The organism is Halostagnicola bangensis (assembly GCF_054653435.1).
The window spans coordinates 2,463,278-2,487,880 of record NZ_BAAIGG010000002.1; the positions used below are offsets into that span (position 1 = coordinate 2,463,278).

The following is a 24,603-nucleotide window of genomic DNA, read 5'->3' on the forward strand; positions in this document are numbered from 1 at the left end:
AACATCCAATCGGCGATGAGAGAATCGTTGTCGGGGGCGTCGAACCGAATCGTTCGTCGAGGCCGGTATCACTTCGACCGAACATCGAACTAACCCGAGTAGGGGGGACTATGAGCATTTCAAAACAGTACAATCTGCGTCAGCTGGGGGAACAGCACCGACGGGAGGACGGTAATCTGGTCGACCGGGAAGTCGCCTATCAGGCGTTGAGCAATAGACGCCGTCGCTTTATCGTTCACTTCCTGTTACGAGAACGGAAACCGATATCGCTCCGAGTGTTATCGAAACAGGTTGCGGCGTGGGAAAACGCCGTCCCGCGGAAACAGGTCACGTCGAAACAGCGAAAGCGCGTCTACACCGCGTTGCATCAGGCGCACTTACCGAAACTCGATAAGATGGGGATCATCGAGTACGACAATCGAGAGATGGTCGCTCACCCGACCGAGAAACTCGGGACGCTTCGGGTCTACATGGATGTCGTTCCCGAGGACGAAATTCCCTGGAGCGTCTTTTATACGGGTATCGCGCTAAGCTTCGGCTCGGGTGCGCTGTTCGGGTGGGCTGGATTCCTCCCCTTCGACGTTCTTCCGGGCTATCTCTGGGCGCTGATAATCTCTCTGGTAATAGTTACGACGGGCCTCTTTAACATCCACAGTGAGTATCGGAATCAGCTCGCAGTAGAGGGCCCGCCGCCGGAAGTTGAACAGACCGAACCGTCCTGAGGACTCGAGGGATCGGACGACCACTACGGTCCGTTCGGCTACTATGACCCGTTCGACCGCGTAGTATACACCGAATACGAGCAGTATACGATCATTGTCGGCCAATAGACACTGTTTGTAGCGTCGCAAACACTCTTTGTCGATTCTGCATATAGTGTATACAAAAGTACAACTCTTCCCTTCTCGAACTCGCGAATGGCAGGTAACGAAACTACTCATCGACACAGCGCCCGGGGTTGTACCGCGTTCGACGGAAGGAATCTGCGTTCGGCCCGCTTCGTGATCGATGAGGGGGGAGACGAATGAGTATTACAGAGCAACAGCGACCACGAACACGGTCCCGCTCGAGTACCACTCCGATCGATCGGGAAATCGCGTACCAGGCGTTGAGTAACAGACGGCGACGGTTTACCGTTCACTACCTGATTCAACAGTGGGAGCCGGTCACGCTCCGAACGTTATCCAATCAGGTTGCGGCGTGGGAAAACGCCGTCCCGCGGGAACAGGTCACGTCGAAACAGCGAAAGCGCGTCTACACCGCGTTGCATCAGGCGCACTTACCGAAACTCGATAAGATGGGGATCATCGAGTACGACACGAACGAAATGGTTGCCCATCCGACCGACAACATCGAAACGCTTCGGGTCTACATGGATGTCGTTCCCGAGGACGAAATTCCCTGGAGCGTCTTTTATACGGGTATCGCGCTAAGCTTCGGCTCGAGTGCGTTCCTCGGATGGATCGGGCTAGTTCCGTTCTCCGTGATCCCGGGCGGTGTATGGGCGGTACTCACCGCATCGATAATCGTCGCCATCGGTACCGTCAACATCTACAGAAACCGCCAGAATCGGCTCGGAACCGAGGGGCCGCCGCCGGAAGTCGCACACGTCGATCCACCCTGATCGTCACGTTTCTCGTCACTTTGGTTTGTCTGGACACTCCTCACTCCGATTCGTCTGGACACTCGTCACCTCGATTTGTCCGGACAGCATTAGAGTAACGACCCTGTCCGGATGTCGCCGCTTCGGCCCCGAATGCGGGTGCAATTTGACGGCTCGAGGTATTCTCAAACCGTGTCATAATCGGCTTGCGAGCGGCGTTTTGAAACTGGTCCTGTCGCGATTGATTTTCGCGACAGTACACACCGTTTGTCCTCTCGTAGATCCGTTATACGGGCTGTAAACGATGGGTACCGATTCGTACGATTTCTTTGTAACATTCACAGCTCGTGTATACAAAAGGAGGTCTCGTCCCTCGCCGAAACTGCGTGAAAACGCAACTGAGAGACAGATGACGAAAGAAATCCAACTGACGCGACGGAAGATACTCGCAAGTACAGCACTCATCGGCGGCGCCGGTGCCACCGCAGGCGCAGGCACGTGGGCGTTCTTCAGTGACGAAGAAACCAGCGAAGGGAACACGATTTCCGCAGGCACGCTCGAGCTCGATGTGAACGAAGGCGACGGCTTCTCCTACACGTGGGAAAACGCCGCGCCGGGTGACGAGGAGGAAGTCAGTGTCTCGTTCCAGAACACCGGTTCGATCGACGCCGCGGAGCTGGCGATCGATACCGACGTTTCCGGCGACGAGGATCTCGCGGAGTACATCGACCTCGATCTCGAGTACACTAACGGCGACGATCCGGACGGACAGACGCTCGCAGAACTCGCCGACGGCGAACTCTCGCTTGAAGGAATCTCCGCCGGTGAGGGCGCGAGTATCAGTATCGACGCGACGTTCAACGAGGGGGCGGGCAACGACCTGCAAGGCGCGTCCGTCGAGATCGATCATACGTTCACTCTGCGACAGGAACCCGGCGAGGACGGCTGATCGAGCGGCCGCTTTTTCGATACTTATGACAAACGACTCAAATCGAACATTGACGAGGCGGAGTGCGCTGGTCGGAGTGGCCGGTATCGGACTCGCCTCCGCGGGGGCGGGTGCGGGGACGTTCGCGTACTTCAGCGACGCCGAAACGTCGTCCGGAAACAGCATCCAGGCCGGAACAATGGAACTGGACGTCTCGAACGGCTACTCGTTCGAATACGCGTTCAAGGATGTCGCTCCGGGCGATACGACGGCGCAGGCGTACGTCGGCGACGGATGGGCGAAACGGAACCTCTCGTTCAACGGCGACGCGGTCAACACCGGCAGCGTCGACGCCGCCTGTCTCGCCGTCTACATCGGGCACGAAACGACACCCGGCGAGGGTCGAGACGGCTCGAGTATGGAGGACGAACTCGAGATCGAGGTCCTCTCCTGGGAGGGGTATGACTACGTCGACGGATTCGAAGTGCTCGGCGAGAGCGAGGCCGACCTTCCCGGTGACTTCGGATTCGAAGTCGACGGCGACGACTTTTTCGACGTCTTCGAAGCAGGCGAGTCGCTGACGCTCGCAGATCTCTCGGAGCGGGAGCTCAGGCTCAACCCCTCGCCGCGGACGAACGGCGACCCGTCCTCTGACGGGCGAACGTTCCACTACGACTTCAGGGTCGGCGAAGGGATGGGCAACGAGTATCAGGGGGCCGAACTGATCACCGACGTCCACTTCGCGCTCTTGCAAGACGAGAGCCAGACGTTCGACGGCACGGTCGGGTAACACCATCATGAGTAGGGGGATCAGCAAACGACGGGCGCTTCACGTTTCGGGAGTAGTGCTGTTCGTTGCGCTGTTGGTACCGTTTCTCGTGTTCGCAGTGCCCGACGTCGCCGGGGCCGACGAGAGCTACGTCGTTCTCTCGGACAGCATGAACCCGACGATCGACGCGGGCGACGTCGTGATCGTCCAGGAGCGCGATCCCTCGAGCATCGAAGAAGGGGACGTACTGACGTTCGACGCGGCTGATCCCGACGAGTTCGATGCGGCCGACGGAACGAGCATCGTCACGCATCGGGTCGTCGACATCGAACAGGCGGACGACGGCCTCGAGTTCGTCACGCAGGGCGACGCGAACAACGCCCCGGATAGCTCCGCGGTCGACGAAGAACAGGTGATCGGGACTGTCGCGTTTTCGATTCCCTCCATCGGGCGCGTCGTCTCGTTTGCAGGGACCCGAACGGGGCTCGCGCTCTTCGTCGTCGTTCCGTGTGCCCTGCTCGTCGTCAACGAACTGTACGAACTCACGGTGAGCGACGAGGGAGGAGAGAGCTGATGGGACGGGTTGCGACCGTATTCAAGCTGCTCGTCCTCTGGGCTGCTGTCCTCATGCTTGTGAGTTCCGTCGGCTTCTCGGGGGCGTACTTCAGCGACCAGTCCTCGAGCGACGCCGCGCAGATTACGGTAGCGGAACCCAAGCCGTCGGACGGAGCCCTCAAATTCACGCCGAAGTCGCTCTCGACAACTAATCAGGGAATCACGACGATCCATCTCGAGCGACCGCCCGATTCAACGATCGATTCCGAGACGGTCGTCGTGACCGTCGGCGGCGACCCGGTCGATGCACCAGTGCGTACCTGCAATCCGCAAAAATGCCTGTTCGAGCCGACCGCACAGGACGTCGTCGACGCCGGGGGCGTCGGCGAGCCGTTGCTCGTAGTGACGGCCGAACTCGAAAACGGCGCCGAACTCGAGGCCTCGACGACCATCGAGATCTTCGAACCGCGCGCCTCGAGCGACGGACCGGATTCGTCCGATTGGAGGAAAGTTGACTCGAGCGCTGGTTCGGCGAACGACGGTACCGACGGCGACCGTGAGACGACTCACGCCGACGAAAACGCGAGCGATGACGATTCCGAGGAGTCCGCGAGCGTGATCGCGGATCGGCCGCTGCAGTAGGGGCAGGGCTCGTTGATGGTGGTCGCCTCGAACTCCCGCTGGTCCGTGATCGTTCCCGCTCTGATCGCTCGAACGATTTGGATGCCCGCCTGTTTGATGCGGTACCCTCCGTCGACTCGTTCGATGAACTCGACGTCTCAGAGCGTCCGCAAGTGGTAACTGAAGTTACCTGAATCCTGGCTGAACTCGCCCGAGCGTCGCTCGGCGACGCGGTCGGCCAAGTCGGGATAGGCCAGGGGATTACCTGCGAATTCGTCGGCCGGTTGCGTCCGCTCGAGAACATCCAATACGGTGAGCCGAAGGTCGTGACTGAGCACCCGAAACACGTCACCGGGCAATTCGTCACCGCACTCTCGGCTCATCTACAACCCTGTAAATCGGCACAGTTGAAACTATCGGAGATATAATTATGTGATTTGAAAGCCATGACGAGAGTATCACGCCTTGGTATCTTAAGAAAAACCCCTACCAGCAAGAGTAAATTTAACCTATCCAACAATTTCTTTCCAACTCCAGGCGGCGAGTGCGATCACGGCGAGGGCAATCACGAAGAAGATGCCCCACTGCTGGGTTCCGGTTTCCGCGAAGGGAGCGAAGACATCCACCACGCCGGTCGCCTGCATCATTCCGATCACGATCGCCAGCAACGTGAATATCGAGACGACGGCGACCCCGATCCAGTTTCGAGCCATCCCCTTGCCCTCCTGCTCGGCCTCCTCCACGTCGTGCGTCGGTTTTTCGGTCGGCTCTCGATCGGGTTCAGACATGTTCTATCCTATACCGGACAGACGTGAAACAGTTCCACCTGCAGCTTCAGGGTGGAAACGCTTCCCTTTAGCCGGGTAGCCACCGCTCTTGTGTCCGGTACAGCGTCCCCCGGACGACCGGGTTGACGGGAAAGACGCCAAACTCGAGTCGCTCGAGTTCCCTGACCGAAAACTCGTCGCGGCAGACGAATCGTTCGACCGTCTCCCGATTTAACTGACAGCCCCCGGCAAGTCGTTCCCACAGCGGGTTCAACAGGTTCTGTCCCGCGCCCTGCCAGCCGTCGGCGTGGACGTGTTCGAGAAAGCGGAACTCGCCGCCGGGTTCGAGAACCCGGGCAACTTCCTCGAGTGCGGCGTCGGGGTCCTGAATCGTACAGAACACGAGTCCGGAGAGTACCACGTCGAAGCTATCGTCGGGATAGGGAAGTGACTCCGCGCGTTCGTCTCGAAGAACCACCTCGAGTCCGGCCTCGGTCGCGCTACGACTGGCTCGCTTGCGCATGTGTGGATCCGGTTCGACGGCGTGGTACTCGAGGGGTTGTTCGGGGTCGTCCTCCCGTTCGTCCACGACGTGGGAGAACATGGCTCCGGCACCCGCTCCAACGTCGAGGACACGACCAGCGAGGTCGGTTGCGAGATATCGGCGGTGTGGTGCCAGTAGCCACTCCATCGGCGAGAGCCCGTCGTACAGCGTCGCAAACAGCGGGTGTGAAATCTCCTCGGTAGCCATCGGCGTGTGGTGGCTCTCGAGGCGAAGTCGCATATAATTCGGGGTCGACCGTCGTGCTGAGTCTGGTTCGGCCGGTAGTGTCCCTCTCGGTTGCTCGCCGACCCGAGCCCGACCGCTCTCGGGAGTCCGCTGTCTGAAAATCGACGGTGTCTATTTAGTTCTCGTTGGGGTGACCTTCCGGTATGGCTTCACGCGGAGACGGCGCGTACACGTTCGCGGTCTGTCTCACCCACGATATCGACCGCGTTTACAAAACGCCACAGAACTACCTCTTCGACTGTCTCGAGCAACGAGACCCTCGGGAGCTGACCGGCCTACTCGCCGCGAAAAATCCCTACTGGCAGTTCGAACGAATCATGGCCCTCGAGTCGATGCTCGGCGTTCGGTCGGCGTTTTACGTCCTCGACGAGCGCCATATCACGGAGCGACCCAAGTGGGAGTGGGCGACGCTCTCGGGCTGGAGCCGGTACTCCGGCCGGTACGACGTGACCGACCCGCAGCTGGTGTCGACGCTCGAGAGCCTCGAGAACGGCGGCTGGGAGGTCGGGTTACAGGGATCGTACACGTCGCCGAGAGATCCCGCTCGGCTCCGATACGAGAAAGAGCGCATCGAGGACGCGACGGGACGACCCGTTCGCGGGAACCGCCAGCACTACCTCAACCTCTCGAAACCTCAGACCTGGGAGTTCCACCGAGAGATCGGTCTCGACTACGACACCTCGCTGGCAGACCCACACAGTCTCGACTTTCAGTACGGCCACGAACTGCGCCGGCCCTTCGACGACGAGTTCGTCGTCTTCCCGTGGACGATCATGGACCAGACGACGATGGAGTCCGCGCGGACGATGTCGGGGATCAAGGACAACGTCGAACGGATCCTCGAGGAGGTGCGCGAGGAAAACGGCGTTCTCGTGCTGGACTGGCACCAACGGACGTTCTACGACCCGGACTTCCCCGGCTGGGGGAGCATCTACCGCTGGGCGATCGAACGCGCCCTCGAGATGGGCGCGTGGGTCGGCCCGCCGCGGGAGTTCTACGATGCGACGAGTCACCCGGACGGAACTGTCGAGGAAACGCTCGGGACACTGGCAAACGATGAAAGTGCCCGAATCGGATCGAACGGCGAACGGGTTCGAACGGCGTCGAACGAGATCCGCGACGGTACCGTCCTCGAGGAACCACCGCACACTCAATCGAGCGAATGAGCCGCACGGAACCGAGCGGGGCGGCGGATCGCGAGTACGAGACGGGTCCCGAAACCGGCCCTCGGCGCGTCTGTATCCTCGCCGACTCCTACCTCGAACGCTGGCAGATCCTGGCCCTCGAGCGGGCGATCGAGCGAACCGACGTCGAAATTCCGCTCGTCTTCGTCGCGGACCCCGACGACCACGACGTCGATCCCGAAGCTGCCGCGTCGGTCGTCAACGGCGGTCTCGGGGTCGACGCGCTCCGACTGGGCGCGAATCTCCTCGCTCGAGAGCGGGCCTGGACGCTGGTCGTCGCCGAGCGGAAGCTGGCCGAACTGGTTGGAAACGAAGCACATCCGCTTGAGCACCGACAGCGAGTCGAGGAGGTGGACTGTCTCGAGGAGTCGACGATCCGACGGGTGAGGCCGATTCGGGACGGCAACTGGAACGAGCTTCCCGAATCGGCCGTCGAAGCCGCCACAGAGCGGTGTGACGTCGTCGTCAGGTTCGGCTTCGGGCTGATTCGCGGCGAGATCCTTTCGGCGACCGACCACGGCGTGTTGAGTTTCCACCCCGCGGATATCAGGCGGTATCGCGGCCTCGGCCCGCCGAAGGTGTTCGTCGACGGCCGCTCGAGAATCGGCGTGACGCTTCAGCGGCTCTCCGAGGAAATCGACGGTGGCGAAATCGTCGCGGAGGATTCGATTCGTATCGACGACTGTCCGACGCTGTGGGACGTCTACGACCGGGTCCACGAACTCGAGGTCGAGTTGCTCGCGACCGGGATCGAGTCGCTTCGAGATTCGAGCCTCGAGCCGACCGTGCCCGACTCGCTCGGACCGTACTACTCGACGAAATCGCGGCGGGAAGTCGGGTTCGCGTTTCGGGCCCTTGCAAAGAATGTTCGTGGGCGGATTGCCAGCTCGTGACGGGTCTAGCACAACTTTTGGTATTACCGTGTCTGAGCACGAGTACGCGCGTAACCGAAAAAGGACAGGCGACCATTCCGAAGGACCCGCGTGAGAAGTATACTCTCGATCCACCAAGCATTGGAAACTGACACAGTCATCACATCCGACGGGGCTGTCCGAGACGCCGGTATCAACATCGTTTGGGAGTAGGGAGTTCATTGCTATCTCCGGCGGCACTGTCGCTGGCGCTATTTGTAAGGGGACAGTTGGGTATCTAGCAATGGGGCGAACGGCTCCACTCGAACCACGAACACCATAGCAGAACGGATTTACGTTCCCGTGGCTTTTGCCCGGATATGGATTACGAATCGAGTCTCGACCGAGCGATGGAGAACGTCCCCGATATCGGGGGCGACGAAGAACGGTTACAGATTCCCGATGCACAGCCACAGAAAGACGGTGCGTTCACCCGATTTACCAACGTTGGCGATGTCGCCGACGTGCTCTCTCGAGAGACCGAGCACCTCCACCGGTTCGTCCAGCGGGAACTGGGAACCAGCGGGAAACTCGAGGGAGGTCGTGCCCGATACAACGGGACCTTCTCCCAGACGGACTTCGACGCCGTGGTCGATTCCTACGTCGAGGAGTACGTTCTCTGTTCGGAGTGTGGCCTGCCCGACACCCGTCTCGTCCGCGAAGACCGCACGCCGATGCTTCGCTGTGACGCCTGCGGTGCGTTCCGCCCCGTCACCAAACGCTCCTCGAGCGCCCAGCAACAACAACAGCGCGAGGCCGTCGAAGAGGGCCAGACCTACACCGTCGAGATCACCGGCACGGGTCGGAAAGGCGACGGCGTCGCGGAGAAAGGCAAGTACACGATCTTCGTCCCCGGTGCGGAGGAAGGCGATGTCGTCGACATCTACATCAAAAACATCTCGGGCAACCTCGCGTTCGCTCGACGCGACTGATCTCTCGGAATCAATCCTGCGTGACTTCTGCGGTAATTTTGTGTGGGGTCTGAACCGACGCCGTACCCCTTCTTTGGTATCACTTGCCACTCACAGCGTTGTCTCCTCCTCGAGGCTCGTCGGCCGACCGCGAAACTAAAGTCAGCTTGTTCCAGTTACACGCACGTGGGAGTTACGTTCGATCTGTTCGACACGCTCGTGACCGCGACGAAACCCGAGGATCCGGCGGCGGCGGTCGCCGCGGAACTCGAGGAGCGAGGCGTCGACGTGCCGCCCGACTGGGGCGACGCATACACCGAAATGCACATCGACGCACCCGAGGGCGCGGAGGTTCCCCTCCCGGCCCACGTCGCTCGAGCGCTCGCGAGCCGCGGCGTGGACTGTCCGTCGAACGCCGCGAGACGGGCCGTCGTCGCCGCCTTCGATCCGGAGGTCGAAACCAGAAACGGCGCTCAAGCGGCCCTCGAAGCCGCTCGAGCGCGCGGTCCAGTCGGGCTCTGTTCGAACTGTAGCGTTCCCGAACTCGTCGGCCGGACGTTGGTTAGGGCCGACGTGAGTCGGGACGATTTCGACGCCGTCGTGACGAGCGTCGGCTGCGGCTGGCGCAAGCCCGCCCCCGAGATGTTCGAGGTGACCGCTGATCGACTCGGCGTCGAGCTGTCGACACTCGTCCACGTCGGCGACGACCCGGCGACGGACGGCGGCGTCGAGGCCGTCGGCGGAACCGCACTGCTACTCGGGGGGAACTCGTCTGCGGGCGTCTCGCTCGAGGAGATCCCCCGGCTACTCGAGGGGGATGAACTGTGGGAGTGACCCGCTGTGAGCTCCACTCGAGGGGGAAATCGCGATGTCCCTGACGACGCCTGCGGTCATCGCGTTGGCGTTCACCTTCGATCTGCTGATCGGCGAACCGCCGAACAAGGTCCATCCGGTCGCGTGGTTCGGCCGTCTCGTCGGCACAGTCGACCGGGGCTGGGGCGGCGACGACCGTCGACAGCGCCGAATCGGCGTCGTCATCGCGCTCGTCCTCCCACTCGTTCCCGTCGTACTCGCCGTCCTCGCCGTTTCCGCGGCGACTCTCGTTACTCCCGCACTCGGCGCGCTCGCCGCCGCGCTCGTCCTCTTTTCGGCGACCAGCCTGCGGCTCCTCCTCGCGCTCACCGGCTCCGTCCTCGAGGCGACGGAGACGGATCCCGAACGAGCCCGCGAGGAACTCCGAGGGCTCGCCGGCCGGGATGCGGCGGAGCTGTCGCCGGCCCAGATTCGGAGTGGAGCGACCGAAAGCGCCGCCGAAAACCTCTCGGATGGATTCGTCGCGGCGTTGCTTCCGTTCGCGGTGCTAGCTCCCGTTTCGTTGCCGGCGGCGGCCGGAGCCGCGGCCTGGGTCAAGGGCGTCAACACCCTCGACTCGATGCTCGGCTACCGATCGAAGCCGATCGGAACCGCGAGTGCGCGTCTGGACGATCTCGTCATGTGGGTTCCCGCGCGTGTGACGGCGTTCTGTCTCGCGGTCGCGACGGCCGATCCGGGTGCGCTACGTTGCGCTCGTCGCTGGGCTCGCGTTCCGTCCTCGCCCAATTCGGGCTGGCCCATGGCGACGCTCGCCTGTGTCCTCTCGGTTCGACTCGAGAAGCCGGGCGCGTACGTGCTCAACGACGGTTCCGGGACCGAACTTCCGACCGTCGAAGACGGCGAACGAGCCGTTACGGTGGTGGGAGTCGCCGCTGCTGTCGCCGTCGGGATCGCCGTTCTCCTGGCGGCAGTATCTGGCGCGATCGGCAACCATGGTGGCATGCTCGTCCTCGAGTCGGCGCTCGAACTCGAAGCAATTACGTTTCCCTGGGAAAGGGTAGGATATAATGAATAAGTGGATCAGTGCGCTTCGGGGTGCTTTCGCCTTTCTTACCCGGCTTCCCGTCCCGCAAGCCGAGGGCGATTGGGACGCCTTTCTCTCGAGGCCGTGGACCTTCCCGATCGTTGGATACGTGGTCGGATGGCTGGTTGCAATTCCCGTGCTCCTTTCGGGGTATCTCCCTGCAGCGGCGGTGGCGTTCGGGTACCTCCTCGCAGTGTATGCGGTGACCGGAATTCACCACCTCGACGGCGTGGCGGATCTAGGCGACGCGCTGGCCGTCCACGGCGACGTCGATCGACGTCGGGAAGCATTGAAAGATACGACGACGGGTGTCGGCGCGATCCTCGCAGTTTCGCTCGTCGCGGCGGGACTCGCGTTCGGCGGACTCGCGCTGACGGAACTCGACACGCTCACCGCCGTCGGTATCATCGTCGTCGCAGAGATCAGCGCGAAACTCGGGATGGCGGCGATGGCCTGCCTCGGAAGCACGGAATACGAAGGGATGGGCGGGACGCTCACCGACGTGGTCGGTCCCCTCGGGTTCGGTATCTCCCTGCTCGTCGCTCTCTCTATGATCGGCCTCACGTGGCCGACTCCCACTGCGGTCGCGACGGTCGCGGGAGCGCTCTTCGGCGTCGGGCTCGCGTGGTTCCTCGCGGTTCGACACCTCGGTGGTCTCAACGGCGATATCTTCGGTGCCGCGAACGAAATCGGCCGCGTCGCCGCTATCCACGCCGGGGTGATCGCGTGGATGCTCTTATAATGTGTGGCGGTCGAGGCACTCGCCTCGAGAGTCCACACGAGAAGCCGCTCCACCCGATTGACGGGACGGCGATGATCGACCACGTTCGTCGCGCGCTCGAGTCGAGCCGCGTCGAGTCGATCTACGCCGCAGTCTCGCCGAATGCGACCGAGACGGCGGCTCACCTCAAGGCCGTCGACGAAATTAAAACGATCGAGACTGCCGGTGACGGATACGTCACGGACCTAATGAGCGCCCTCGAGTGCCCCGAACTAACGCCACCGGTGCTAACCGTAGCCGCGGACCTCCCCGCGCTCGAGGGAACTGTCCTCGACCGACTCCTCGTGCGCCACGGCGACGATACCGACTCCCGGACGATCTGTGTCCCCGCGGCTTTGAAACGTCGACTGGGCATCTGCATCGACTCGCGACTCGAGGACGCACCCCACCTGGTGCCGACTGGGGTCAACGTCGTCGGCACTACTTCCCAAGATATGACAGACGTAAGCTACGACCCGCGATTGGCGATCAACGTGAATCGGCTGGAAGAGACGCGAGTTGCGTCCGAAATTCGATCAGATCGAGCTGGCGAGCGAATTCGATCGGATCGGGCCGGAAAGCGGGGTGACCCGTGCGAGTAGTCCTCGCCGCCGGCGGCACCGAAACGGCGCTGATCGACGGCATCAGTGCGGCGGGTGCCACGCCGGAGCTGATGGCACACACGCCGCCCGCGGACGCCGAAATCGTCGTCTACGGGGAGCCGACGGCGTCCCCGGTGACGCCCGTCAGTCCGAACGGCTGTCCGACGCCCGCCGCGATCACGCGAGCCGTCAGGGAAGTCGTCGGATTCGATCTGACCGTCCTCGACGCAGGCCTTCCCGAGTCGACGGCCGCACCGACCGTATCTCTCGAGGCGGCGCCTGGAAACGACATCCGATCCGCGGAGGCCGTTCCCGACGCGACGGCGATCTACGACCGCGCTCGGGAGTTCGGCGCGAGCCTGCCGGATGACGAAATCCTGGTCGGCGAGACGATTCCCGGCGGAACGACGACCGCACTCGGCGTCCTGACGGCGCTCGGCGAGCCCTCGAGCGTCTCATCGTCGCTTCCGACGAACCCGATTGAGCGCAAACGTGCCGTTGTCGACGAGGCGCTCGCCGCGAGCGGTCTCGCCGTCGGTGAGTGTGCGGACCAGCCCCTCGAGGCGATTCGACGGGTTGGCGATCCGGTCCAGGCCGCGACGATGGGCGTCGCTGCGGGAGCGCTCGAGGCGGAAACGTCGGTGACGCTTGCCGGCGGAACCCAGATGGTGACCGTCGCCGCCCTCTTGGACCACCTCGGGATCGACGACGAACTATCCCTCGCGACCACGTCGTTCGTCGCCGACGAGCAAGCCGGCTCACTCGGGGAAGCCTGCTTTCGCTTGAACTGCGAGCTGATCGTCACCGATCCCGGTTTCGACGACTCGGATCACGTCGCGATGGAACGGTACTGCGCCGGCGAGGCCAAGGAAGGCGTGGCTATGGGCGGCGCGCTCTCGCTCGTTCCCGATGGGGAGCTTCCGGCAGTCAGAGACCGTCTCGAGGTCGTCTGTGATCGGCTCGGAATCGAGGCGTCAGGTGGCGAGCAACTCTCCTCCGAGACGGACGAAGGAACGACACATGGATCCTGACTCGGTTCGCGAGGGACAACGAGTTCCCCACGGCGGCGAGCCCGACAAAGAGATTCTCGATGCGTCGGCGAACACGAACCCGTTCGTTCCCAACGGCGTCGAGGAGGTCTACGCGGACGCCCTCGAGGATTCGCGTCGCTACCCCGACGACGAGTATCCCGAGTTCCGGGCGGCGGCCGCCGAGTACGTCGGTTGCGAGAGCAAGAACGTCGTCCCGACGCCGGGCGGGCTGGCCGCGATTCGGCTCGCGATGGAGACGGCCCTCGAGCCCGGCGACAGGGTGCTCTTGCCGTACCCGAGCTTCGGAGAATACGCCAGAGAGGTTACGTTGCAGGGTGGGGTCCCGATTTTTGCGCCCCACGACGCGATGCTCGAGGCGACGACGAACCTGCTCGAGTCCTGTGCGCTCGCGGTGGTCTGTACGCCGAACAATCCTACGGGGGACGCCGCGGATCTGAGCGCGCTCGAGACGTTCGCGAACCGCTGTGGGGAGGCCGGGACGACGCTACTCGTCGACGAGGCGTTCCTCGGGTTCACCGATTTCCCCTCCGCAGTCGGCCAACTCCAGCGGTCGGGCCAGCGCTGGGAACACGTCGTCGTGGCTCGTTCGCTCACCAAACTCTTCGGACTGCCGGGAATCCGGGCCGGCTTCGCGGTGGCCTCGGGAGAACACGCAGAACGCCTCGAGACGGCCCGCCGCGCGTGGTCTCTTGGCACGCCAGCGGCTCGCGCCGGCGCGTACTGTCTCGAGCAGGATGCGTTCGTCGCGGAGACACGCGAGCGCGTCGAACGCGAACGCGAGCGGATGCGCGACGCGCTGGAGTCCCGGTTCGACGTGTTTCCGTCGGATGCACCATACCTCCTGTGTGACGTCGGCGACGAGGACGTTCCGTCGATCATCGCGAGCGCACGCAATCGCGGTGTCGCGGTCAGGGACGCGACGACGTTTCGGTCGCTCGAGTCCCACATTCGGGTCGCGGTGAAAGATCGAAGACGAAACGATCGAGTGCTCGAGGCGCTGGACGTCGAACCCGCGGAGGGAGTGAGATGGTGACGGACGGATGACTGACGATCGGATGACCGAGACGATTGCGTTCTATACGACCCGACGAGATGGCGTCCTCCAGCTACACCGGGAGGGCATGGAGTGGCTCTCGAGCGGTGCGAACGGCGGTCGGTGGACGACCGATAATGCGTACAACCTCTCGGTTCCCGACGGCTGGCCGCGAACGGACCTCGAGACGTACGTTGTCGACCGGCTCGAGCGGGCCGGATTCGCGGAACGCGGTCCCGCGTTACTGACCGGCGTCGATGTGGCGGACGCTCGCGGTGCTCGGTGCGGATCGGTCGCTGCAGTGGTGACTGCGGGGATTTCGAACCCGGCCGCGCTCCCGATGGATCCGTCGGGCGGAACGCTCCCACAGGAGGGTAAAAGAGGTGACAAAGGGGACGACGAACCGGTCGGTACCGTGAATATTCTCCTCGGAACGACCCGGTCGCTTTCCGCCGGCGCGCTCGCGAACCTCCTCACCGTTGCCGCAGAGGCCAAGGCCGCGACGCTCCTCGAGACGACGGGATTTCCCGGAACGACCAGCGACGCCGTCATCGCCGGACACGATCCAGCTGGATCGCAAACCGAGTTCTCCGGAACTGCAACGGCGATTGGAAGCGCGGCGAGAGCTTGCGTTCGGGATGGGCTTCGCGCCTCGCTCCGTGCACACTACGACGGGAGTGGATTCGAGGATAGCACTGTCGCCGGTGATCGCGCCGACGGTAAAACTGCCGACGCGGCCGCTACCGAAAACGGAACGGCGGTCGGGCTCCCGAACTCGCTCGAAGACGCCAAATATGGGATCTCAACGGATGTCAAAGCGGATGTCTTTTCTCCGAACTGAACGTCTTTCTCCGGGCTGTATACGTTCTCCGGGCTGAGTAGATCGATAACGAGCCCGTTCAGTCGAGGACCGAGGAACGCCGAGCGTGAGCGGTGATGGTCGTGGTACCGTGACCCTCGCAAGGGTTATCCGCGGTGTGGCCCTACATTTGTTTGTAATGGCAAACGGTAACGTTGATTTCTTCAACGACACAGGCGGCTACGGTTTCATTTCGACGGACGACGCGGACGATGACGTATTCTTCCACATGGAAGACGTTGGCGGTCCGGACCTCGAAGAAGGCACAGATATCGAATTCGACATCGAACAGGCACCGAAAGGTCCCCGCGCGACGAACGTCGTCCGCAACTAATCTGATTTCCCCGTCGCCGTCAGGCGACGCTGAATGACGACTTCATTTTTCGACGAACACTACCGACCCGACAGTGATTGCTCTCGCCTAGTGAAGTACCACGGGTCCGGTGACCCGTGGAACTCTCGTTGCTTTCTCTTTAGAAGGGGCCGACCTGTCCGCTCTCGTGTCTCACAGCGAATTCGTATCGCGTTCGTCGACCGGGTTCTGAGATTGGTCTTCGAGGTCCTCGAGGTCGCGTTCGGGATTCGCCTCGTGTAAACCTCCAGCCTGGCCCGTAATCTCTCCGTAGACCGCTTCGCGGGCTTCTTCGGCCGAATCGAACTCCTCGCCCGCCAGCCGATCGAACACGCTCCCCAGCGATTCGGTTTCGTTCGGAAGCTCCATCGGATCGCCGCCGTACTCCGAGGCGATCTCCTCGCTGGTAACCGGATACTCGAGTTCGCCGAGGTGTTCTTCGACGTCCTCGAGGATCGACTCGCTTGTTTCCGCTCGGCTGGCTTTTCGATCACCGATACTATCCTGCGCACGGTCACGGTCGGGTTCCTCAGACATGCTCGGGCGTATCCGCGGCGCGCTGAAAAACGGTTGGCTGGCGAGCGCGTGGGGGTCAACCGAGACGGCTCCGACTCGCTCCGGAGCCGACCGTTGAGCGGATCACCTTCGTCGACCCATCGGCTATTCCCTTCGATATCGAACCCGACGGATCCTCCCTTGCCTTTGACGCCGGTCCGTACAACTATCCGCGGATAGTGTACTCACCCTGCGGTAGCAACCATCATCACACCATCTACCTAGCTACCGCGGGGTCTTTCTCCCCTCGAGGGTGACGTTCTCGAGTGAAACATATGTCCGTCTGCGGCGCTTGATTCGCCTATGAACAGCCGAACGGACGTCCTCGTTATCGGCGGCGGTGCAACCGGCACGGGAATCGCCAGGGACCTCGCACTCCGAGACGTGGACGTGACGCTGGTCGAGCGCGACGGCCTCGCTTCGGGTGCGTCGGGTCGGTCACACGGCCTTCTTCACAGCGGTGCGCGCTACGCCGAAGCCGACGAAGACGGCGCACGAGAATGTCTTCGGGAAAATCGAATTCTGCGAGCGATCGGTGGCGAATGTGTCCGACACACTCGAGGATTGTTCGTCCAACTCGCCGGCGACGATCCGACGTACTTCGACGAGAAGCGCGCGGCGTGCGAGGAAATCGGCATTCCGACGGAGGTCGTCGACGGAAACGCGATTCGAGCCGAACTCCCGGAACTCAACCACGAGGTCGAACGGGCCATGTGGGTCCCCGACGGCGTCGTCATCCCCTCGCGTCTGGTCGCCGCAAACGCTGCGGATGCGCGCGATCACGGCGCCGAAATCCTGACGCACGCTCCGGTGACGTCGATGACGCTCGAGGAGGATGAACGCGGAGAGACGAAAATAACGCGTGTTTCGATCGGCGGCGACATCGACGGAACGATCGAACCCGCCGTCGTCGTAAACGCCACCGGAGCGTACGCAGGTCAGATCGGTGAGCTTGCGGGCGTCTCCATCGAGATGCGGCCGACGCGAGGCGTCATGATATCGGTCGAGTACGACGGTCTCGAGCCGGTGCTCAATCGCTGTCGTGATCCCGACGACGGGGATATCATCGTTCCCCACGACGAGGAGGTCGTCCTCGGCACGACGAGCGTTCCGGTCAGCGATCCCGACGACTACGAACAGGCCGAATGGGAGATCGAAGAGACGGTTACGGAGTGTGCAAAGTTGCTCCCGGACGTCAGCGACCGAACCGCCACCAGAACCTGGTGGGGTGTCAGACCCCTGTACGAACCCGACGAAGTGACTCGAGGCGGCCGCGGAATCTCGAGAGGATCCGTCCGGTTGGATCACGCCGAAGACGGCGTCGAAAACTTCGTTAGTATCGTCGGCGGAAAGCTCACCACGTACAGGGAGATGGCCGAAATGACAGCGGACCTACTCTGTGAGAAACTGGGCGTCGACGCGCAGTGTTTGACGGCCGAGGTTCAACTGCCGAATGCGAACGATCCGGCGAAGCTAGACGAGTACGTTCGCGAGTTCGACGCGCAGGGGCCGACGGATACGGACCTCGTGACCCGGTAATTTTCACCGGGATATCGCCACTCGAGAATATTTATTGGGTTTTTGTCACTCGAGGATCTTTATGGGGATATCGTTTCAGTACGCTTCGTCACGCCTCTCAGCATACTCTCTCGTCAGTGTCAACCAGCGTCTCTCTCGAGGCTCGGAATTGGTTAGTGAATCGATATAGATCGAATTCGACCTCTTACGCAATTTTGTTGACCCACCTCTACCGGTAGAATCTGTGGGAGACGGGATGAATTCGACGGAGCGTTTCCGGTGACTAAAGAAGACAAATACGCAATACTACGGCCGATACATATACGACAGTTCCCCCAGGAATTGAGCACCATGGGAGCGCATATACCAGGGGAGGACATCTCTATCGATACTTCTCTCGTATCGACCTTGTTAGTCGAGAGTGGGTATCGCCTTCGAAGGGTGAGTACCGTATGACGACGCAACTCTGTCCGCAGTGTCTCTACAACGAGAAGAAGGTCAAGAAACCGCCGGATCCGACGCCCGGCACGAAAACGTGCGACAAGTGCGGCGAAGAGTATTGATTCTCGAGCAAACGCGTTTTTGACCGGTGGCCGATGACGAGCTGTCGTCGAACGTAGGAGTTCGTAGCGCCCAGTTCTCAGCTCTCCGATCCTATCGGCGTACGTAACAAATCCAAAACGAATATCGGAACCTCAGAACAGGGAGAAACGAAGAGACAGTTACTCCTCCGACAACTTCAACTCCTGTTGTTCTCCGGGCGCGTTTTTCGCGGAGCGACCGCCGAGCCAGAGGATCGGTGTCGTTTTCGTGATGTGGCAGGCGTCCATCTGGACTCACGGGGATTCTCGTACCCTTGGGGCGACGAGAATCGTGAACGACGTACAGCCGACAGTATACGATGACGCGTTCGTCGGACAGTTGTCTTCGACCCTCGTACTACCGCTCGCGTGGCCAGCTCAGGCTGGCCGTTTATATATGCTCGAGTGGGCAACTTAGGTGATGAACGTGCCCACTGATCGGCTCCTGGTCATGATCATTGCGGCGACCGGATTCGCCGTTCTGGTGGGCGGATGGGCGGGCGGACTCGTCCACGCCGAGGCAACCGGCTGGGAAGAAATCGGGCTCCGTGTCGCAATCGGGATCGTCTTTTTCGCGATCCTCCTCGGTCTCTGGTCGAAGTACGGCGACATCGACGAAGGCTCGAGTTGAGTACGGGTTTTGATTGAAGCGTGGTACGTGCGGTCTCGCTCGTTGCACTCGCGAGCGTACGACTCTCGTGTTCAAATCGGCTCAGGATAGACTTCTCACTGCTCACGTTGTTCGCAAGAGAAGTCCGCCCTCCCCGATTTGAACGGGGGGCAAGTCGATCTACAGTCGACTGCTCTACCAGTCTGAGCTAAGGGCGGGCACTCGAATATAGCAGACGAGGCAGACATAAGGGTTATCATTCGATGGCTGTGTGACAACCGTCCGACAAAGGCAAATGTTCATATGGACGGGGCTAAAATAGGTATCCGATCGAGACACTCATGAGCAAGATCACGTTCCGTGCTGACGACGAGCTCATCGACGAACTCGAGACGTTCGACGCGTCGAAAAGCGAAGTCATGCGCGACGCGCTTCGGACGTACCTCGAGGCTGGTGAGACGAGTCAGACCCACGACTCCATCACCCAGGCCGAGCCGGCACGGACCGACGCTGCCCATGAGAACGACAGTATCGACGAACTCATTCGAGAGCGCGTCGATACGCTGCTCGAGGATCGGCTGACTGAGCACCGTCACCGTGAGACACAGGACGTAAACGTCACAGTGGCACTCGAGAACGCACACCAAACGCGTAAGACACCGAACGCGGTCGAGGACGAACCCGTCGCCGACCATACCGAGCCGCCGCGTCCGACACGAGAGGCAAATCACGGCGGACATCCGTCCGGGGACCAACAGTGCGGGCAGTGCGGTGAATCCCTTTCTGGGGAACACGTATACTGTCCAAACTGTGGTGAGAAGGCCTCACACCGCTTGTTCTGTGAATGTGGTGACGAGCTCCGGTCCGACTGGGCGTTCTGTCCCGGCTGCGGTCGTCGGACGGCCGCAGCTGATGTCCTCGACTCGAACAGCCAACACTCGAGAAATTCGTAATACGGAAAATTTCTCGTCTTACGGAAGTTTTATTACTCATCAACAGCATGCTATAGTTGCGTAAGACGATCGTCTTACACAGGCCGAATACGCCGGGAAACTGGCTATACAGGCGGTCTATCGTGTAAGACAAAGCGTCTAACAGGGGCGCACCGTCTTACCCAGAGGGAATACAACAATGGAGCGTGTGACACTGCGAATTCCGGAACAGCAGATCGACGAGGTCGAACAGCTGGTCGACTCAGGCGAGTTTCCGAACCGGAGCGAGGCAATCCGGTCGGCCGTCCGAGAGATGATCAACGAACAACAAAACGGTCGTCGCGACCAAACAGGCAAACGCGGCTGGGCGAAGGTGTAACGATGCAGGATATCGTACAAGACGCCCTCGACAACGCCGAAGCTGAAGCTCGTCAGATGGACGAGTCGATGGACGACGACGAGTTCGGCGATCCGCGGATCGTGATCGTTGGCTGCGGTGGCGCGGGCAACAACACGATCAATCGCCTGTATAACATCGGTGTCGACGGCGCGGATACCATCGCGATCAACACCGACAAACAGCACCTGAAGATGATCGAGGCCGACACCAAAATCCTCGTTGGGAAATCGCTGACCAACGGGCTCGGTGCCGGTGGCGATCCGTCGATGGGTGAACGCGCGACAGAGATGGCCCAGAGCACGATCAAAGAGGTTCTCGGCGACGCCGACCTCGTCTTCGTGACCGCCGGCATGGGTGGTGGTACCGGCACGGGTGCCGCCCCCGTCGTTTCGAAAATCGCGAAAGATCAGGGCGCAATCGTCGTCGGAATGGTCTCGACGCCGTTCAACGTCGAACGTGCTCGGACGGTCAAAGCCGAGGAAGGCCTCGAGAAACTCCGAGAACAGGCCGACTCGATCATCGTCCTCGATAACAACCGGCTGCTCGATTACGTCCCGAACCTTCCGATCGGGAAAGCCTTCTCCGTGATGGATCAGATCATTGCCGAGACGGTCAAGGGAATTTCGGAGACGATCACCCAGCCGAGCCTGATCAATCTGGACTACGCGGATATGTCCACGATCATGAATCAGGGCGGCGTCGCGGTGATGCTCGTCGGGGAGACACAGGACAAGAACAAGACCCAGGAAGTCGTCAGCGACGCGATGAACCATCCGCTTCTCGATGTCGACTATCGGGGTGCCTCCGGCGGCCTCGTTCACATTACCGGTGGACCGGATCTCACACTGAAAGAGGCCGAAGGCATCGCGGACAACATCACCGAACGACTCGAGGCGAGTGCAAACGTCATCTGGGGCGCGCGCATTCAGGAGAACTACAAGGGCAAGGTTCGCGTCATGGCCATCATGACTGGCGTCCAGAGCGCCCAGGTTCTCGGCCCGACGACGCAGAAACAGGCGGACAAGTCCCGACAAAGTATCGAAGGGATAAACGAGGCCGATTTCGATGCGAGCCAGAACGTCGAAAACTCGCATCCCGGCACCCAGAGTGACGGTGGCAGAGACAAAGTCGAGCAGAAAAACGGCGTCGACGTCATTCGATAATCCGTTCGGTCCGTTCTCGTTTCTCGTGTCTTACTCGACAGTGACGAAGACTGACGAGTGTCTCTCGGCAATCGTTGCTCTTCTGTTAGTCCCTACTCGAACGGCTCGGTTGCTGATTACCCGCTCGCTCGAGAGGACGTGGAGCAGGAAACTGATCTGCATAACGAATCGTTTGACTGCTGAAGCCGTCCTCAGACGAGCGCGTCTAACAACGAACATTTCCGACAGCGTTCTCGGGTCGTCGTGGATCCGCACTCGACGCACTCCCGGAGGTCGGCCCCCTCCTCGTTGTCGCCGTTGTACCGGTTCGCGACGATTCCGGCGAGCTCCTCGTAGCCCGAGAGGATCGAGTGTCGCGTCCCCGGATGGTTCTCCTCGAGGTCATACAGGAGCTGTTGGATCTCGGCGCGGTAGGCTTCGCTCGAGTGGGGACACTCAGTGATGTGGGCGGGGAGGTCCTCGAGGTGCGCGTAGAGGGCGACTTCCTTCTCCGGAACGTCTCGAAGCGGCTTGGCCCGTGGGACGAACGCATCCTGATCTTCGCGTTCCGATATCGGCCCGAGGCTCGCGTCGAAGTGTTTGGCGATCTGGGCGACGTCGCCCTCGAGGAAATTCATCATCGCCGTTTGGGCTTCGTCATCGAGGTTGTGTCCGGTCAGCATGAGGTCGGCCCCGAGTTTCTCGGCGTACTCCTCGAGAAGGTCCCGTCGGAAGACCCCGCAGTAGGCGCAGGCGGCCATGTTTTCGGGGTCGTCCTCGACGACGTCGTCCATCTCGACGCCGAACTCCTCGGCGTAGCTGACGACTTCGTGGCGGATATCGAGGTCGTCGGCCAGCTCGATGCAGGCGTCGACGGACTTGTCGCGGTACCCTTCGATCCCTTCGTGGATGGTCAATCCGACGAGTTCGATGCGGGGGTCCTCTTCGAAGGTGTCGTAGAGAAGTTGTGTAAGAACGACGCTGTCTTTGCCGCCGGAGAGGCCGATAACCCACGTTTGCGGGTTTTCGGGCGTGGCGTCGTGGGGGACGAGGTCGTCCCGACGAACTCTGCGACGGACGCGTTTTTCGACCGATTCGCGAAAGTGAGCCTCACAGAGGTGGGCTCCCGAGTACGCGGCGTGCATGACCGAGGGCTCTTCACACCGGTTACACTCCATTGCGAGCGCCTAGTCGGTCCGGGTGTATGTCGGTTTCGTCTCTGACGGTGTTCTCGAAACTCCCTGATCCGGTTTCGGACGGTGGCGGCGAAACGTCTATGGGACAACACATCTCACTCTCTCGAGAAGATGGTCATGTACGACCGGCCGGACTCGAGTGGCTACCGGATGATCGATACGTTCGACAACGGCTTCGGCTGGCTGGCTCATCCTCAGGAAACGGGACTGCGTGCGAGTCACGCGTTCGTCGGTGACGACGGCGACGTCTGGTTGTTCGATCCCCTCGACGCACTCGGTATCGACGAGGAAATCGACGCGCTCGGCGACGTCGCCGGTGTCGCGGTCTGTTCGCGGTACCACGCCCGCGATTCGGCGGCGTTTGCACGGCGGTACGACGTTCCCGTGTACGTCCCCTCGTGGATGGGGCGCGTACCTGAGCGCCTCGAGGTACCACTCGAGTATTACGAAAGCGAGCTCGGTTCGTCCGGATTCACCGTCGAACAAGTCGGTCCGGTACCCGGGTGGTCCGAAGGCGTCGCCTATCGGGAGAGCGACGACACGCTGTACATCCCCGACTTGCTCGGCACTGCACCGCTGTATACGGTTGGTCCGGAGCGCCTCGGTGTCTTCCTTCTCTGTCGCCCAATGCCGCCGTTCGAGGCGTTTACGGGCCTCGATCCGGCACGGATTCTCGTCGGTCACGGGACCGGACTCTTCGACGAGCCGGCCGGTGCGCTCGTCACCGCGCTGGCGAACGCTCGGCGCGGCTTTCCGCAGGCACTGCTCGAGCACGGTCCGACGCAACTTCGCGCGTTGGCCGGGGCGCTCGGCGACTAGTCGGTCATCGGGCCCCCTCGGAACGAGGTGTTCGGGTGCTGATACCGATCAGGCTGGAACCGTTGGGCGGTTCTCGACGGCTTCGGCCCCGTCTTTCAGGGAGGCGATGAGGGTATCGATGTAGCGTTCTCGAGGGCGGGAGGAAAACAGTTCGTGACCGCCGCTGTAGAGGACGACATGTTCGGACGGCACCCGTTCGCCGATCGGTCGAAGGCTGATGACGGGGTCACGGAGCGAACAGAAGACGACGGCGTCGTGGTCGATCGTGAGCAACTCCTGTTGTGCTCGTCGCGTCTCCCGGATGAACGCCGGTGAGACCCATTCGGGAGTCGTGGCGATCTGGTGGTCCGTCGCGAGACTTCCGAGTTCGGTCTTTCCCATCCCGCCGAAGGGAACGAACGGGAAGCTCGTCGGGATTTTCTCGATCATGTCGAGGGCGAATTCGGGGTGGTCTTCGCTGTAGCCCCACCAGGGGCTGAGATAGACGTGGTTTTCCGCCCCGTCGAGAGCCTGTCCGATGAGCGCGCCCGCACTGTGGCCGAGCAGCTGGTAGCCGTCCAGGTCGATCACGTACTCGACGATCGGCTCGAGCCAGTCGGCTTTGAAGTCATCGATATTCGTCGGGGGTTCGAAGGCGTGGATTCGAAACCCGGCGTCCGCAAGCTTTCCGATGAGCCAGCTCACGTTCTCGTGGGTCCAGCGATTCCCCCAGCCCATGATGAAGACCAGGTCGTCGTCGCTGCCCTCGTTGAAGATCCGATGTCTCATACCCGGTCGTTCGTCGGGCGGAACCAAAAATCTGCGCTCTTGACACAAGCGGTTGCGGATCGATCCTCGAGAACACGGGACCTGCGACACTATTCCCTTATGGGAACAGATCGAGGAGAATAGCGGCACCGAGAGCTCCGACGGCCATCATCGCCCCGCCGATCGCGAGGGCCGGTGTCGTTCCTCCGTCGATCACGATGAACGCACCGACGGAAAAGAAACTGAATGCGAACGCGAGCAAAACTACCGTTCCGATGACGCTCAACAGGGCGTCTTCGATGGCGCGTCGAAGGATCTCGTACTGTCGGCGATTCTCGAGGGCGCGGTCGTCTCCACCGTCGTCTGGAGGGACTGACTCGTCCATCAATGGATTTTCAGACTGATTGATATAAAGCCCTTCTGTCCAGTGTTTCCGGGACTCCCTTTGCCCGGAACGAGCTTTTCTTCGTGTCGGGACCCCTCGAGCGTGCGAGGAAACGATTTTGCGC

30 protein-coding genes and 1 tRNA gene are annotated in these 24,603 nt (G+C 61.5%); 23 read left to right on the forward strand and 8 right to left on the reverse strand.

The features are described 5' to 3' along the window. The first annotated feature begins 110 nt into the window (after positions 1 to 110). The 6 genes from ACYQ14_RS13965 (at position 111) to ACYQ14_RS13990 (ending at position 4,497) form a co-directional block, all read left to right on the forward strand. Complete coding sequence (locus ACYQ14_RS13965; protein ID WP_459889044.1) at positions 111 to 722, forward strand: DUF7344 domain-containing protein; 612 nt, start codon at positions 111 to 113, stop codon at positions 720 to 722. A 302-nt stretch (positions 723 to 1,024) separates the two neighbouring features. Beyond that, a complete protein-coding gene (locus tag ACYQ14_RS13970) occupies positions 1,025 to 1,624 on the forward strand; it encodes a DUF7344 domain-containing protein (protein ID WP_459889045.1) in 600 nt (199 codons plus the stop codon). 388 nt (positions 1,625 to 2,012) lie between these two features. Next, positions 2,013 to 2,552: a TasA family protein gene (locus tag ACYQ14_RS13975; RefSeq protein WP_283838026.1), complete on the forward strand. Its 540-nt coding sequence runs from the start codon at positions 2,013 to 2,015 to the stop codon at positions 2,550 to 2,552. Between the two features lie 25 nt (positions 2,553 to 2,577). Then, positions 2,578 to 3,321 (forward strand): TasA family protein, encoded by a 744-nt coding sequence (locus ACYQ14_RS13980; protein WP_459889046.1) that lies wholly within the window; start codon positions 2,578 to 2,580, stop codon positions 3,319 to 3,321. Between the two features lie 7 nt (positions 3,322 to 3,328). Further along, complete coding sequence (locus ACYQ14_RS13985; protein ID WP_459889047.1) at positions 3,329 to 3,874, forward strand: signal peptidase I; 546 nt, start codon at positions 3,329 to 3,331, stop codon at positions 3,872 to 3,874. Then, positions 3,874 to 4,497 (forward strand): hypothetical protein, encoded by a 624-nt coding sequence (locus tag ACYQ14_RS13990; RefSeq protein ID WP_459889048.1) that lies wholly within the window; start codon positions 3,874 to 3,876, stop codon positions 4,495 to 4,497. The genes ACYQ14_RS13985 and ACYQ14_RS13990 overlap by 1 nt, the downstream gene beginning before the upstream one ends. 137 nt (positions 4,498 to 4,634) lie before the next feature. Here ACYQ14_RS13990 and ACYQ14_RS13995 read toward each other — a convergent pair whose 3' ends face one another. From ACYQ14_RS13995 to ACYQ14_RS14005, 3 genes are all read right to left on the reverse strand, one after another. Then, on the reverse strand, positions 4,635 to 4,859 hold the full coding sequence (locus ACYQ14_RS13995; protein ID WP_459889049.1) for a DUF7347 domain-containing protein: 225 nt from the start codon (positions 4,857 to 4,859) through the stop codon (positions 4,635 to 4,637). A gap of 126 nt (positions 4,860 to 4,985) precedes the next feature. Continuing rightward, positions 4,986 to 5,264, reverse strand: a complete 279-nt coding sequence (locus ACYQ14_RS14000) for a hypothetical protein (RefSeq protein WP_459889050.1) — start codon at positions 5,262 to 5,264, stop codon at positions 4,986 to 4,988. Between the two features lie 67 nt (positions 5,265 to 5,331). After that, the gene (locus tag ACYQ14_RS14005) at positions 5,332 to 6,027 is read right to left on the reverse strand and encodes a class I SAM-dependent methyltransferase (RefSeq protein ID WP_459889051.1); all 696 of its coding nucleotides are present in this window, start codon (positions 6,025 to 6,027) and stop codon (positions 5,332 to 5,334) included. A gap of 149 nt (positions 6,028 to 6,176) precedes the next feature. On the opposite strand from ACYQ14_RS14005, the gene ACYQ14_RS14010 reads away from it, so the two are divergent. The 11 genes from ACYQ14_RS14010 (at position 6,177) to ACYQ14_RS14060 (ending at position 15,576) form a co-directional block, all read left to right on the forward strand. Then, entirely contained in the window at positions 6,177 to 7,199 is a 1,023-nt protein-coding gene (locus ACYQ14_RS14010; protein WP_459889052.1) for a polysaccharide deacetylase family protein, read from the forward strand. Next, positions 7,196 to 8,110 (forward strand): formyltransferase family protein, encoded by a 915-nt coding sequence (locus tag ACYQ14_RS14015; protein WP_459889053.1) that lies wholly within the window; start codon positions 7,196 to 7,198, stop codon positions 8,108 to 8,110. The genes ACYQ14_RS14010 and ACYQ14_RS14015 overlap by 4 nt, the downstream gene beginning before the upstream one ends. Positions 8,111 to 8,448: 338 nt before the next feature. Next, on the forward strand, positions 8,449 to 9,060 hold the full coding sequence (locus ACYQ14_RS14020) for a translation initiation factor IF-2 subunit beta (protein WP_459889054.1): 612 nt from the start codon (positions 8,449 to 8,451) through the stop codon (positions 9,058 to 9,060). 165 nt (positions 9,061 to 9,225) lie between these two features. Then, positions 9,226 to 9,873 (forward strand): HAD family hydrolase, encoded by a 648-nt coding sequence (locus tag ACYQ14_RS14025; protein ID WP_459889055.1) that lies wholly within the window; start codon positions 9,226 to 9,228, stop codon positions 9,871 to 9,873. Between the two features lie 34 nt (positions 9,874 to 9,907). Further along, the gene (gene cbiB, locus ACYQ14_RS14030) at positions 9,908 to 10,927 is read left to right on the forward strand and encodes an adenosylcobinamide-phosphate synthase CbiB (RefSeq protein ID WP_459889056.1); all 1,020 of its coding nucleotides are present in this window, start codon (positions 9,908 to 9,910) and stop codon (positions 10,925 to 10,927) included. Then, positions 10,920 to 11,678: an adenosylcobinamide-GDP ribazoletransferase gene (gene cobS, locus ACYQ14_RS14035; RefSeq protein WP_459889057.1), complete on the forward strand. Its 759-nt coding sequence runs from the start codon at positions 10,920 to 10,922 to the stop codon at positions 11,676 to 11,678. The genes cbiB and cobS overlap by 8 nt, the downstream gene beginning before the upstream one ends. Further along, on the forward strand, positions 11,678 to 12,298 hold the full coding sequence (locus tag ACYQ14_RS14040) for an NTP transferase domain-containing protein (protein WP_459889058.1): 621 nt from the start codon (positions 11,678 to 11,680) through the stop codon (positions 12,296 to 12,298). The genes cobS and ACYQ14_RS14040 overlap by 1 nt, the downstream gene beginning before the upstream one ends. Continuing rightward, the gene (gene cobT, locus ACYQ14_RS14045; RefSeq protein WP_459889059.1) at positions 12,289 to 13,329 is read left to right on the forward strand and encodes a nicotinate mononucleotide-dependent phosphoribosyltransferase CobT; all 1,041 of its coding nucleotides are present in this window, start codon (positions 12,289 to 12,291) and stop codon (positions 13,327 to 13,329) included. Before ACYQ14_RS14040 ends, cobT begins: the two co-directional genes overlap by 10 nt. Further along, positions 13,319 to 14,383 carry an aminotransferase class I/II-fold pyridoxal phosphate-dependent enzyme gene (locus ACYQ14_RS14050; protein ID WP_459889060.1) on the forward strand — a complete coding sequence of 355 codons (1,065 nt, stop codon included), beginning with the start codon at positions 13,319 to 13,321 and terminating at the stop codon, positions 14,381 to 14,383. Before cobT ends, ACYQ14_RS14050 begins: the two co-directional genes overlap by 11 nt. 7 nt (positions 14,384 to 14,390) lie before the next feature. Further along, positions 14,391 to 15,224, forward strand: a complete 834-nt coding sequence (locus tag ACYQ14_RS14055; protein WP_459889061.1) for an adenosylcobinamide amidohydrolase — start codon at positions 14,391 to 14,393, stop codon at positions 15,222 to 15,224. A 157-nt stretch (positions 15,225 to 15,381) separates the two neighbouring features. Next, a complete protein-coding gene (locus ACYQ14_RS14060) occupies positions 15,382 to 15,576 on the forward strand; it encodes a cold-shock protein (RefSeq protein WP_459889062.1) in 195 nt (64 codons plus the stop codon). Between the two features lie 171 nt (positions 15,577 to 15,747). Here the strand turns inward: ACYQ14_RS14060 and ACYQ14_RS14065 are convergent, their stop codons facing one another. Continuing rightward, complete coding sequence (locus tag ACYQ14_RS14065; protein WP_459889063.1) at positions 15,748 to 16,131, reverse strand: DUF5789 family protein; 384 nt, start codon at positions 16,129 to 16,131, stop codon at positions 15,748 to 15,750. 321 nt (positions 16,132 to 16,452) lie between these two features. Between ACYQ14_RS14065 and ACYQ14_RS14070 the strand changes: the two genes are divergently transcribed. Both ACYQ14_RS14070 and ACYQ14_RS14075 read left to right on the forward strand, forming a co-directional pair. Further along, positions 16,453 to 17,688 (forward strand): FAD-dependent oxidoreductase, encoded by a 1,236-nt coding sequence (locus ACYQ14_RS14070; RefSeq protein ID WP_459889064.1) that lies wholly within the window; start codon positions 16,453 to 16,455, stop codon positions 17,686 to 17,688. Positions 17,689 to 18,669: 981 nt separating this feature from the next. Further along, positions 18,670 to 18,879: a hypothetical protein gene (locus tag ACYQ14_RS14075; protein ID WP_459889065.1), complete on the forward strand. Its 210-nt coding sequence runs from the start codon at positions 18,670 to 18,672 to the stop codon at positions 18,877 to 18,879. Between the two features lie 123 nt (positions 18,880 to 19,002). On the opposite strand, the gene ACYQ14_RS14080 is transcribed toward ACYQ14_RS14075, so the two are convergent. Beyond that, a tRNA-Tyr gene (locus ACYQ14_RS14080) sits at positions 19,003 to 19,076 on the reverse strand. A gap of 123 nt (positions 19,077 to 19,199) precedes the next feature. On the opposite strand from ACYQ14_RS14080, the gene ACYQ14_RS14085 reads away from it, so the two are divergent. From ACYQ14_RS14085 to ftsZ, 3 genes are all read left to right on the forward strand, one after another. After that, positions 19,200 to 19,811 (forward strand): double zinc ribbon domain-containing protein, encoded by a 612-nt coding sequence (locus tag ACYQ14_RS14085; protein WP_283838055.1) that lies wholly within the window; start codon positions 19,200 to 19,202, stop codon positions 19,809 to 19,811. 178 nt (positions 19,812 to 19,989) lie between these two features. After that, the gene (locus ACYQ14_RS14090; RefSeq protein ID WP_049953285.1) at positions 19,990 to 20,169 is read left to right on the forward strand and encodes a transcriptional regulator CdrS; all 180 of its coding nucleotides are present in this window, start codon (positions 19,990 to 19,992) and stop codon (positions 20,167 to 20,169) included. A gap of 2 nt (positions 20,170 to 20,171) precedes the next feature. Next, complete coding sequence (ftsZ, locus tag ACYQ14_RS14095; RefSeq protein WP_459889066.1) at positions 20,172 to 21,353, forward strand: cell division protein FtsZ; 1,182 nt, start codon at positions 20,172 to 20,174, stop codon at positions 21,351 to 21,353. A 191-nt stretch (positions 21,354 to 21,544) separates the two neighbouring features. Here ftsZ and ncsA read toward each other — a convergent pair whose 3' ends face one another. Continuing rightward, positions 21,545 to 22,510, reverse strand: coding sequence for a tRNA 2-thiolation protein NcsA (gene ncsA / locus ACYQ14_RS14100; protein ID WP_459889067.1), 966 nt, complete (start codon positions 22,508 to 22,510; stop codon positions 21,545 to 21,547). A gap of 129 nt (positions 22,511 to 22,639) precedes the next feature. Between ncsA and ACYQ14_RS14105 the strand changes: the two genes are divergently transcribed. Then, positions 22,640 to 23,347 (forward strand): hypothetical protein, encoded by a 708-nt coding sequence (locus ACYQ14_RS14105; RefSeq protein WP_459889068.1) that lies wholly within the window; start codon positions 22,640 to 22,642, stop codon positions 23,345 to 23,347. Between the two features lie 48 nt (positions 23,348 to 23,395). Here the strand turns inward: ACYQ14_RS14105 and ACYQ14_RS14110 are convergent, their stop codons facing one another. Both ACYQ14_RS14110 and ACYQ14_RS14115 read right to left on the reverse strand, forming a co-directional pair. Then, positions 23,396 to 24,115, reverse strand: a complete 720-nt coding sequence (locus ACYQ14_RS14110) for an alpha/beta fold hydrolase (protein ID WP_459889069.1) — start codon at positions 24,113 to 24,115, stop codon at positions 23,396 to 23,398. Between the two features lie 97 nt (positions 24,116 to 24,212). Continuing rightward, positions 24,213 to 24,479, reverse strand: a complete 267-nt coding sequence (locus ACYQ14_RS14115) for a hypothetical protein (RefSeq protein ID WP_283838065.1) — start codon at positions 24,477 to 24,479, stop codon at positions 24,213 to 24,215. Positions 24,480 to 24,603 lie beyond the last annotated feature (124 nt).